At 70.3% G+C, this 11,143-nt stretch carries 10 protein-coding genes; all 10 read left to right on the forward strand.

The features are described 5' to 3' along the window. Window positions 1-1,590, forward strand: coding sequence for a UDP-N-acetylmuramoyl-L-alanine--D-glutamate ligase (gene murD / locus HZU84_RS17205; RefSeq protein ID WP_149504563.1), 1,590 nt, complete (start codon window positions 1-3; stop codon window positions 1,588-1,590). After that, on the forward strand, window positions 1,587-2,837 hold the full coding sequence (gene ftsW / locus HZU84_RS17210) for a putative lipid II flippase FtsW (protein WP_375139042.1): 1,251 nt from the start codon (window positions 1,587-1,589) through the stop codon (window positions 2,835-2,837). Before murD ends, ftsW begins: the two co-directional genes overlap by 4 nt. Then, entirely contained in the window at window positions 2,834-3,961 is a 1,128-nt protein-coding gene (murG, locus tag HZU84_RS17215) for an undecaprenyldiphospho-muramoylpentapeptide beta-N-acetylglucosaminyltransferase (RefSeq protein ID WP_149504562.1), read from the forward strand. Before ftsW ends, murG begins: the two co-directional genes overlap by 4 nt. Then, window positions 3,958-5,379, forward strand: a complete 1,422-nt coding sequence (gene murC / locus HZU84_RS17220) for a UDP-N-acetylmuramate--L-alanine ligase (RefSeq protein ID WP_149504561.1) — start codon at window positions 3,958-3,960, stop codon at window positions 5,377-5,379. The genes murG and murC overlap by 4 nt, the downstream gene beginning before the upstream one ends. After that, window positions 5,379-6,383 carry a D-alanine--D-alanine ligase gene (locus HZU84_RS17225; protein WP_149504560.1) on the forward strand — a complete coding sequence of 335 codons (1,005 nt, stop codon included), beginning with the start codon at window positions 5,379-5,381 and terminating at the stop codon, window positions 6,381-6,383. Before murC ends, HZU84_RS17225 begins: the two co-directional genes overlap by 1 nt. Window positions 6,384-6,403: 20 nt before the next feature. Then, entirely contained in the window at window positions 6,404-7,216 is an 813-nt protein-coding gene (locus HZU84_RS17230; protein ID WP_149504559.1) for a cell division protein FtsQ/DivIB, read from the forward strand. A gap of 25 nt (window positions 7,217-7,241) precedes the next feature. Next, window positions 7,242-8,483: a cell division protein FtsA gene (gene ftsA, locus HZU84_RS17235; RefSeq protein ID WP_149504558.1), complete on the forward strand. Its 1,242-nt coding sequence runs from the start codon at window positions 7,242-7,244 to the stop codon at window positions 8,481-8,483. Between the two features lie 32 nt (window positions 8,484-8,515). Next, window positions 8,516-9,736: a cell division protein FtsZ gene (ftsZ, locus tag HZU84_RS17240; RefSeq protein WP_149504557.1), complete on the forward strand. Its 1,221-nt coding sequence runs from the start codon at window positions 8,516-8,518 to the stop codon at window positions 9,734-9,736. 131 nt (window positions 9,737-9,867) lie between these two features. Beyond that, window positions 9,868-10,803, forward strand: a complete 936-nt coding sequence (gene lpxC / locus HZU84_RS17245) for a UDP-3-O-acyl-N-acetylglucosamine deacetylase (protein ID WP_149504556.1) — start codon at window positions 9,868-9,870, stop codon at window positions 10,801-10,803. Window positions 10,804-10,807: 4 nt separating this feature from the next. Then, window positions 10,808-10,993: a hypothetical protein gene (locus tag HZU84_RS17250; protein ID WP_149504555.1), complete on the forward strand. Its 186-nt coding sequence runs from the start codon at window positions 10,808-10,810 to the stop codon at window positions 10,991-10,993. Window positions 10,994-11,143: the final 150 nt, after the last annotated feature.

Genomic DNA, 11,143 nt, shown 5'->3' on the forward strand with positions numbered 1-11,143 from the left:
ATGGAAGCACTCAAGGACACCGCCCTGCTGATCCTGGGCCTGGGCGATTCGGGCCTGGCGATGGCGCGCTGGGCGCGGCGCTGCGGCGCCGCACGCATCGTCGTGGCGGACACCCGCGCCGCGCCGCCGCAGGCCGGCGCGCTCGAGCGCGAGGTGCCCGGCGCCGAGCTGCGCTGCGGCGCGCCCGATCCGGCGCTGCTCGACGGCGTGAAGGCGGTCTTCAAGAGCCCCGGTCTGGCGCCGAACGACCCGGTGCTGCGCCCGCTGCTCGACGAGGCCGCCCGGCGCGGCCTGCCGGTGGGCGGCGAGCTCACGCTGTTCGCCTGGGCGCTGCGCGACCTGCAGCGCGCACAGGGCTACGCGCCCAGGGTGCTGGCGATCACCGGGACCAACGGCAAGACGACCACCACCTCGCTGACCGCGCAGCTGTGCGAGCGCGCCGGCCTGCGCGTCGGCCTGGCCGGCAACATCGGCCCGACGCTGCTGGGCACGCTGGGCGAGGCGCTGGACCGCCACGCCGCCGCGCCCGACGAGGCGGCCGCAGGCCTGCCCGAGGTTTGGGTGCTCGAGCTCTCGAGCTTCCAGCTCGACGGCGTGACCGACTTCGAGCCGACCGCCGCCACCGTGCTCAACATCACCCAGGACCACCTCGACTGGCACGGCTCGATGGCCGCCTATGCCGAGGCGAAGGCGCGCATCTTCGGCCGCCGTGGCGTGAGGGTGCTGAACCGCGACGACGCGATGGTCGAGGCGATGGCGCCGGCCGAGGCCGCCGCGGCCCGTCCCGCTCGCGGCCGGGCGCCGTCCTCGCCGGAGGAGGCCGTGCCCGAGGTGGTGCGCTTCGGGCTGGACGCGCCGCGCCGCCCGGGCGACTGGGGCCTGGTGGTCGAGAACGGCATGGCCTGGCTGGTGCGCGCACAGGCGGCCGAGGACGAGCTGCCGCGCGGTCGCCGTGGCGGTGCAGGTGCCGGCGCGGTGCCGGTGCTGCTGCAGCGCCTGATGCCGGCCGACGCGCTGCGCATCCGCGGCCGCCACAACGCCGCCAACGCGCTGGCCGCGCTCGCGCTGGCCAGCGCCGCCGGCGTGCCGCTGGCGCCGATGCTGCACGGCCTGCGCGAGTACCGCGGCGAGCCGCACCGGGTCGAGTTCATCCGCACGATCGACGGCATCGATGCCTACGACGACAGCAAGGGCACCAATGTCGGCGCCACCGTCGCGGCGCTGACCGGCCTGGGCGCCGACCGGCTGCCCGGACGGCTGGCGCTGATCCTGGGTGGCGACGGCAAGGGCCAGGACTTCGGGCCGCTGGCCGCGCCGGTGGCCGCACACGCACGCTCGGTCGCGCTGATCGGCCGCGACGCCGGCGCGATCGCCGCGGCGATCGCCGATGTGGCGCTGCCTGTCGAGCGCTTCGACACGCTGGAGGCGGCGGTGCGCTGGAGCTTCGCGCAGGCGCGCTCGGGCGATGCGGTGCTGCTGAGCCCGGCCTGCGCCAGCCTCGACATGTTCCGCAACTACGCCCACCGCGCCGAGGTCTTCGTCGCCGAGGTCGAGGCGATCGCGCAGGAGCGCGGGGAGTTCGGGTCGTGAGCGCCGCACCGGGAGGATTCGGCGGCCTGTGGCAGCGCCTGCGCGGCCGCACCGCAGCCGGCGAGGTGCCGGTGCGCAGCTGGAACAGCCTGTCCTCGGGCATGCCACCGCGCTGGGTCGGCTTCGACGAGACGCTGGCCTGGGTGATCGCCGGGCTGATCTCGCTCGGGCTGGTGATGGTCTATTCGGCCTCGATCCAGCTGCCCGACAGCCCGAAGTACAGCAACTATGTCCCGACCCATTTCATGTCGCGCCATGTGCTGTCGGTGGGGCTGGCGGTGATCGCCGCCTGCGTGACGCTGGCCATCCCGATGCGGACCTGGGAGAAGATGGCGCCGTGGCTGTTCGTGCTGGCGCTGCTGCTGCTGATCCTGGTGCTGATTCCCGGCATCGGCAAGGTGGTCAACCGCTCGCGGCGCTGGATTCCGCTGGGCGTCATGAACTTCCAGCCCAGCGAGCTGGCCAAGCTGGCGATGGCCATGTATGCCGCCAGCTACATGATGCGCAAGATGGACGTGAAGGAGAGCTTCACCCGCGCGGTGCTGCCGATGGCCATCGCGCTGGGCGTGGTGGGCCTGCTGCTGCTGGCCGAGCCCGACATGGGTGCCTTCATGGTGATCGCGATCATCTCGATGGGCATCCTGTTCCTGGGCGGCGTCAACGGCCGGGTGTTCGCGATCATGATCGGCGTGCTGATCTCGGCCCTGGTGCTGGTGATCACCGTCTCGCCCGAGAAGCGCGGGCGCATCTTCGCCTTCCTCGATCCCTGGGCCAAGGACAATGCCGACAACAAGGCCTATCAGCTGACGCACTCGCTGATCGCCTTCGGCCGCGGCGAGTACTTCGGCCAGGGCCTGGGCCAGTCGCTCGAGAAGCTGCACTACCTGCCCGAGGCGCACACCGACTTCCTGCTGGCCATCATCGGCGAGGAGCTCGGTCTGGTCGGCGTGGGCATCGTCATCGTCGCCTTCTTCTGGATGGTGCGGCGCATCTTCGTGATCGGCCGCCAGGCGGTGGCGCTCGACCGGGTGTTCTCGGGCCTGACCGCCCAGGGCATCGGCCTGTGGATGGGCGGGCAGACCTTCATCAACATGGGCGTCAACCTGGGCGTGCTGCCCACCAAGGGCCTGACGCTGCCGCTGATGAGCTACGGCGGATCGGCGATCATCATGACCTGCGTGGCCCTGGCGGTGGTGCTGCGCATCGACATGGAAAACCGCCAGATCCTGAGAGGAGGGCGCCCATGAGCGCGTCGGCACAGCGTCATCTGGTCATCATGGCTGCCGGCACCGGCGGCCACATCATGCCGGGCCTGGCGGTGGCGCGCGAGATGATGCGCCGCGGCTGGACCGTCAGCTGGCTGGGCACGCCGAAGGGCATGGAGAACCGCCTGGTGCCGCCGACCGGCATCCCGATGGACACCATCGGCTTCGCCGGCCTGCGCGGCAAGGGCGCGCTCGGGCTGCTGCGCGGCGGGCTGCAGCTCGCGCGCGCGCTGGCGCAGTGCCTGGGCATCCTGCGCCGTCGCTCGACGACGGCGGTGCTGGGCATGGGCGGCTATGTCTGCTTTCCCGGCGGCCTGATCGCCCGGCTGCTGGGGCGGCCGCTGATGCTGGTCAATGCGGATGCGGGTCTGCTGCTGTCGAACCGCTCGCTGCTGCGCTTCGCCGACCGGGTGGCCTTCGGCTTCGACGGCGAGGCCGCACGTGGCGTGGCCCAGGGCATCGTCACCGGCAATCCGGTGCGTGCCGAGATCGAGGCGATCGCACCGCCCGAGCAGCGCTTTGCCGGCCGCGCCGGCCCGTTGCGGGTGCTGGTGGTCGGCGGCAGCCTGGGCGCGCAGGTGCTCAACGAGACGCTGCCGCGCGCGCTGGCACGGCTGCTGCCGGCCGAACGCCCGGTCGTCACCCACCAGACCGGCGTGGCCCATCTCGAGACGGTGCGCGCGGCCTATGCGCAGGCCGGGCTCGACCCGTCGGCGGCCGGGCTGGAGGTGCTGCCCTTCATCGAGGACATGCCGCGCCGCCTGGCCGAGTGCGACCTGATCGTCTGCCGCGCCGGCGCGGTGACGGTCAGCGAGCTGTGCGCCGCCGGCGTGCCCAGCGTGCTGGTGCCGCTGATCGTCAGCACCACCGCCCACCAGCGCGACAATGCGATCTGGATGGACCGGCAGAAGGCGGCCATTCATCTGCCGCAGGCCGAGCTCTCGCCCGAATCGCTGGCCGAGCTGCTGCGCCGGCTCGACCGCACCCGGCTGCTGCAGATGGCGCAGCGCGCACGCACGCTGGCGCAGCCGCGTGCGGCTCAGCGTGTCGCCGACGAGATCGAGCACCTCACGAATCCCCTGATGACGACCCTCAAGCAAGCATGAAGCACGCCGTCAAGCACATCCACTTCGTCGGTGTCGGCGGCGCCGGCATGAGCGGCATCGCCGAGATCCTGCACAACCTCGGCTACACCGTCTCCGGCTCCGACCAGGCCGACGGCGCGGTGACCCGCCGGCTGGCCGAGCTGGGCATCCGCATCCACATCGGCCATGACGCTGCGCACATCGAGGGCGCCGAGGCGGTGGTCACCTCGACCGCGGTGAAAGGCGACAACCCCGAGGTGATCGCCGCGCGCTCGCGCCGCATCCCGATCGTGCCGCGCGCGGTGATGCTGGCCGAGCTGATGCGCCTGAAGAAGGGCATCGCGATCGCCGGCACGCATGGCAAGACGACCACCACCTCGCTGGTGACCAGCGTGCTGGCCGAGGCTGGCGTCGATCCCACCTTCGTCATCGGCGGCAAGCTCAACTCGGCGGGCGCCAACTCGGCGCTGGGCTCGGGCGAGTACATCGTCGTCGAGGCCGACGAGTCCGACGCCTCCTTCCTGAACCTGCTGCCGGTGCTGTCGGTCGTCACCAACATCGACGCCGACCACATGGACACCTACGGCCACGACTTCGCGCGGCTGAAGGCGGCCTTCGTCGATTTCCTGCACAAGATGCCGTTCTACGGCTCGGCGGTGCTGTGCACCGACGATCCCGGCGTGCGCTCGATCCTGCCGATGATCTCGCGCCCGGTCATCAGCTACGGCCTGGGCGAGGACGTGCAGGTGCGCGCAGTCGACGTGCAGGCACTGCCCGGCGGCCAGATGCGCTTCACCTGCCAGCGCCGCAACGGCGTGACGCTGCCCGACCTGCAGATCACGCTGAACCTGCCCGGCGAGCACAATGTGCGCAACGCGCTGGCGGCCATCGCCATCGCCACCGAGCTGGAGCTGCCGGACGCGCCGATCGTCGCCGCGCTGGCGAAGTTCGGCGGCGTGGGCCGGCGCTTCCAGCGCTGGGGCGACCACCCGGCGCGCGACGGCGGCCAGTTCACGCTGATCGACGACTACGGCCACCACCCGGTCGAGATGGCCGCGGTGATCGCCGCCGCGCGCGGCGCCTTTCCCGGCCAGCGCCTGGTGCTGGCCTTCCAGCCGCACCGCTACACCCGCACCCGCGACTGCTTCGAGGACTTCGTCAAGGTGCTGGGCAGCGCCGACGCGGTGCTGCTGACCGAGGTCTACGCCGCCGGCGAGGCGCCGATCGTCGCCGCCGACGGCCGTGCCATGACCCGCGCGCTGCGGGTGGCCGGCCGGGTCGACCCGGTCTTCGTCGACGACATCGCCGAGCTGCCGCAGGTGATCCTGGAGCAGGCGCGCGCGGGCGACGTCGTCATCGCGATGGGCGCGGGCTCCATCGGCGGCGTGCCCGCCAAGGTGATCGAGCGGCTGAACGATCTGCTGAAGGAGCGTGCGTGATGAGTGCCCAGAGTTCCCAGGAGCCCGCAGTGAATGTCGATCCCCGCGCGCTGGGCAAGGTGGCGGTGCTGATGGGCGGCACCTCCGCCGAGCGCGAGATCTCGCTGATGAGCGGCTCGGGCGTGCTGGCGGCGCTGCGCTCGCGCGGCGTCGACGCGCATGCCTTCGATCCGGCCGAGCGCGACCTGCACGAGCTGCGCGAGCAGGGTTTCGACCGCGCCTTCATCGCGCTGCACGGCCGCCACGGCGAGGACGGCTGCGTGCAGGGCGCACTCGAGATGATGGGCATCGCCTACACCGGCTCCGGCGTGATGGCCTCGGCGATCGCGATGGACAAGGTGATGACCAAGCGCGTCTGGATCGCCGAAGGGCTGCCGACGCCGGCGCATGTGCGCCTGGCGCCCGAGGAGCAGTCGCCCGAGGCCGTCGCCGCGCTGCCGGCGCGCCTGGGTCTGCCGCTGATCGTCAAGCCGCCGCGCGAGGGCTCGTCGATCGGCGTGACCAAGGTGCTTGAGGCGGCGCAGGTCGCCGCGGCGGTCCAGGAGTCGCTGCGCCATGATCCGGACGTGCTGGCCGAGGCCTTCATCGCCGGCGACGAGATCACCTGCCCGGTGCTGGGTGAGGGCGAGAGCGCGCATGCGCTGCCGGTCATCCGCATCGTGCCGCCCGAGGCCGGCTACGACTACCAGAACAAGTACTTCACCGACGAGGTGCGCTACCTCTGCCCGAGCGGCCTGCCCGAGCATGAGGAGCGCGAGATCCAGCGAATCGTCGTGGCCGCCTACAAGGCGCTGGGTTGCCGCGGCTGGGGCCGCGCCGACCTGATGATCCGCGCCAGCGACCGCCAGGCCTTCCTGCTCGAGATGAACACCTCGCCGGGCATGACCGGCCACTCGCTGGTGCCGATGTCGGCCCGCGCGGCCGGCGTCAGCTACGAGGACCTGTGCCTGCGGCTGCTGGCGGCCGCGCGCCTGGATGCGGTCCCGGCCGCGCCCCGCGAGTGAAGGCGAACGCAGGCGCTGGCATGACGACGCGCGACCGCTCCGCCCCGTCCGATCCGGTCACGCTGCCGCTCGACGTGCAGCTGATGCGCTCGGGCTCGTCGGTGCTGGTCTGGCTGCTGGTGCTGGGGCTGCTGCTGGTCGGCGGACACTGGCTGGTCCATTCGCCCTGGTTCGCGCTCCGGCAGGTCCATGTCGAGGGCGAGGTCGAGCACAGCACCACCGACTCGATCCGGCGCCATGCGCTGCCCCGGCTGGAAGGCAACTACCTGACGCTGGATCTGGTCGAGGCGCGAGCCGCCTTCGAGGCGATCCCGTGGGTGCGGCGCGCCGAGGTGCGCCGCGTCTGGCCGCATGACCTGATCGTGCGCCTGGAGGAGCACCAGCCGGTCGCCTACTGGGAGCGCGAGGCGCGCGAGCCCTTGCTGGTCAACAGCTTCGGCGAGGTCTTCGAGGTCAACCTCGGCGATGTCGAGGACGAGACGCTGCCGACGCTGCGCGGGCCGCGCGACACCTCCGCTCAGGTCCTGGCGATGTGGAAGCGGCTGGTGCCGGTCTTCGCCTCGATGCGCAGCCGGGTGGACCGGCTGGAGCTGTCGGACCGCGGATCGTGGCGTGCCCATCTCGACCGGGGCGCGGTCATCGAGCTGGGGCGGGGGGATGCCGACGAGATCGTCGATCGCACCCGGCGCTTCGTGGCCAGCGTCGGCCAGGTGTCGCGCCGCTTCGAGAACCGCGCCATCGAGTATGCCGATCTGCGGCATGTCGAGGGCTATGCGCTGAAGCTGGCCGGCATGGGCACCACCGCCCATCCGGTGCCGGCCAGGAAGCACTGAGCACGCTCGCGAGAAAGACGCAGCCATGTCCAAGGAATACAACGAACTCGTCGTCGCGCTCGACATCGGGACCGCCAAGGTGATGGCGGTGGTGGCCGAGCTGCTGCCGGACGGCGAGCTGCGTCTGGCCGGGCTGGGCGTGGCGCCCTCGCTCGGACTCAAGCGCGGCAGCGTCGTCAACATCGACGCGACGATGCACTCGATTCAGCAGGCGCTGAAAGAAGCCGAGATGATGGCCGACTGCAAGATCGGCCGGGTCCATGTCGGCATTTCCGGCAGCCATGTGCGCGGGCGCAACTCCACCGGCATGGTCATCGTGCGCGACCAGGAGGTCACGCCCTTCGACGTGTCGCGGGTGGTGGAGACCGCCAAGGCGATCAACATTCCCAACGACCAGCGCCTGCTGCTGGTCGAGCCGCAGGAATTCGTCATCGACGGCCAGGAGGTGCGCGAGCCGGTCGGCATGAGCGGCGCGCGGCTCGAGGTCAGGGTGCATATCGTGACCGGCTCGCACAGCGCGGCCGAGAACATCGTCAAGTGCGTGCGGCGCTGCGGGCTGGAGGTCGAGCAGCTGGTGCTCAACCCGAGCGCCTCCAGCCTGTCGGTGCTGACGCCAGATGAAAAAGCGCTCGGCGTGGCGCTGGTCGACATCGGTGCCGGCACCACCGATGTGGCGATTTTCACGGATGGCGCGATCCGTCATACTGCCGTGATTCCGATTGCGGGGGATCTGATCACCAGCGACATCGCGATGGCGCTGCGCACGCCGACGAAGGATGCCGAGGAGATCAAGATCGAGTACGGGGTGGCCAAGCAGCTGCTGGCCGATCCGGCCGAGCAGCTCGAGGTGCCCGGACTTGGTGACCGGGTTCCGAAGATCTTGAGCCGCCAGGCCCTGGCGGGCGTGATCGAACCCCGAGTAGAAGAGATATTTGCGCTTGTCCAGCAGGTGATCCGGGAAAGTGGCCATGAGGAACTTCTCTCATCGGGCATTGTCCTGACCGGGGGATCGGCTGTGATGCCGGGTATGGTCGAACTGGCCGAGGACATCTTCCTCAAGCCGGTGCGCAAGGGGGTTCCGACCTATGGCGGGGCCCTCTACGACATGGTGGCGAGCCCCCGCTCGGCGACCGCGATGGGTCTGCTGGAGGAGGCGCGCCTGGCAAGAGTGCGCGGCATGCGATCGGCGCCGAGCGGTGCAGCATCCCCGGGAGTGGCCCAGGGACTGTTCGTCCGGGCCAGGGATTGGTTCCTGAAAAGTTTCTGATGTAATTCAGACGCAGACACAAGGAGAGCGGCATGGGTATCGAGATGATCGAAGAGTTCAATCAGGGCACGCAGATCAAGGTGATCGGCGTGGGTGGCGGCGGCGGCAATGCGGTCGACCACATGATCAACCGCGGCGTGCAGGGCGTGGAGTTCATCTGCGCCAACACCGACGCACAGGCACTGAACCGTTCCAAGGCGCACACGTTGCTGCAGCTCGGCCATACCGGCCTGGGCGCGGGCTCGCGTCCGGAGGCCGGCAAGGCCTCGGCCGAAGAGGCGGTCGACCGCATCAAGGCGGCGCTGGAAGGCGCCCACATGGTCTTCATCACCGCCGGCATGGGCGGTGGCACCGGTACCGGTGCGGCTCCGGTCATCGCTCGCCTGGCCAAGGACATGGGCATCCTGACCGTCGGCGTGGTCACCAAGCCCTTCGAGTTCGAGGGCCCGCGCCGCATGAAGCAGGCCGACACCGGGCTCAACGAGCTCGAGGCCAATGTCGACTCGCTGATCGTCGTGCTCAACGAGAAGCTGCTCGAGGTCCTCGGTGACGACATCACCCAGGAAGAGGCCTTTGCCGAAGCCAACGACGTGCTGCGCAATGCCGTCGGCGGCATCAGCGACATCATCCACATTCCCGGCCTGGTCAACGTCGACTTCGAGGACGTCAAGACCGTCATGAGCGAGCCGGGCAAGGCGATGATGGGCACCGCCACCTCCAGCGGCCCGGATCGCGCCAAGAAGGCGGCCGAGGCTGCGGTGGCCTGCCCGCTGCTCGAGGGCGTCGACCTGTCCGGCGCGCGCGGCGTGCTGGTGCTGATCGCCGCGAGCAAGCAGAACTTCAAGCTGTCCGAGAGCCGCAACGCGATGCAGACGATCCGTCGCTACGCTGCGGAAGAGGCCCACGTGATCTACGGTACCGCCTACGACGAGAGCCTGGGCGACGCGCTGCGGGTGACCGTCATCGCGACCGGCCTGTCTTCTGGCGCCAAGGTCCAGCCGGTGGCGCCGCAGCAGCGTGTGGTCCAGGTGGTGCCGCCCGCAGTAGGGCAACGCACCGGCACCGACAACATCCCGGTCCTGACGCATCCGCTGGTCGACCAGCAGCGCGGCGGCGGCGCCTCGGTCGGCTCGTCCTCGCCGAGCGTGTGGCGTCCCAACCGCACCCAGGCGGCCGCCCGGGTCGACGCGATGGCCTCGAAGGGCATGGACGAGATCGAGATCCCGGCCTTCCTGCGCAAGCAGGCGGACTGACGCCCGCGCTCCCCCCGCCTTTCTCCCGTTCCCTGTCCTTGCTGCTTCCTGTTTGCCCGGTGTCCTCGCGGACACCGGGCCTTGTCGTTTGCGCAACGTTCGCGCGACGTCATGCTGCCTAGAATGCGGTCATGCTGCTCCAACGCACCCTCAAGTCGCTGACCCGCGCCGTCGGTGTCGGCCTGCACAGCGGCCAGAAGGTCGAGCTCGTGCTGCGCCCGGCCGCGCCGGACACCGGCCTGGTCTTTCATCGCATCGACCTGCCCACGCCGGTCGACATTCCGGTCACGCCGCAGTCGGTCTGCGACACCCGCATGGCGACGACGATCTCGCCCGGCGGCGATCCCGGCGCGCCGAAGGTGCAGACCATCGAGCATCTGCTGTCGGCGGTCGCCGGTCTCGGCATCGACAACCTGCACATCGACATCACCGCCGACGAGGTGCCGATCCTCGACGGCTCCTCGGCCAGCTTCGTCTTCCTGCTGCAGAGCGCCGGCATCGCGCTGCAGCAGGCGCCCAAGCGCTTCATCCGGGTGCGCAAGCCGGTGGAGATCCGCGAAGGCGAGGGCCGCACGCTGAAGTGGGCCCGGCTCGCGCCCTATCACGGCTATCGGCTCGGCTTCGAGATCGAGTTCGGCCATCCGGCGGTCGACGCCACCGGGCAGCGTGTCGTCTTCGACTTCGCCTCGGGCCGCTACAAGCAGGACATCGCGCGCGCGCGCACCTTCGGCTTCACGAAGGATGTCGAGATGATGCGCTCGCGCGGCCTCAGCCTGGGCGGCAGCATGGACAACGCGATCGTCGTCGACGACTACCGCGTGCTCAATGCCGAGGGGCTCCGCTACGACGACGAGTTCGTCAAGCACAAGATCCTCGACGCGATCGGCGACCTGCATGTCTGCGGCCGGCCGCTGCTGGCCGACTACACCGCCTACAAGAGCGGTCATGCGCTCAACAACCGGCTGCTGCGCGCGCTCCTGGCCGACGAGTCGGCCTGGGAGATCGTGACCTTCCAGGACGAGCGTCTGGCGCCGCGTGGCCTGGCCGATCTGGCTTCGGCCTGGTGATCCTGTGCTGGTCTTCCGCACCCTGGTCTTCCTGTTGATGGTGGCCGGACTGCTGAGCTTCGCGGTCTACCTGGCCACCGGCGAGGCGCGCTGGCGACGCCTGGGCCTGCTGGTCGTGCGCTGGACGGTCATCGCCGCCCTCGGATTCTTCGCGGTGCTGCTGCTGGAGCGGCTCGCGCTGGTGCTTTAGAGCGGCTAACAAAACACAGTCGTCGCCATCGCTGTCTGAATCGTTGAAGGCTGATGAAAGACAAGGAAGTCAGCGCTGCGCTGTGGGAGAAGTTGGAGCCGTTGCTGCCTGAGGCGCCGCCGCGCTCGGCCCAGGGCGGCAGGCCGCGGG

Origin of the sequence: Sphaerotilus sulfidivorans, from assembly GCF_013426975.1 — a bacterium.
In the GTDB taxonomy this organism is placed as follows: Bacteria; Pseudomonadota; Gammaproteobacteria; order Burkholderiales; family Burkholderiaceae_C; genus Sphaerotilus; species Sphaerotilus sulfidivorans.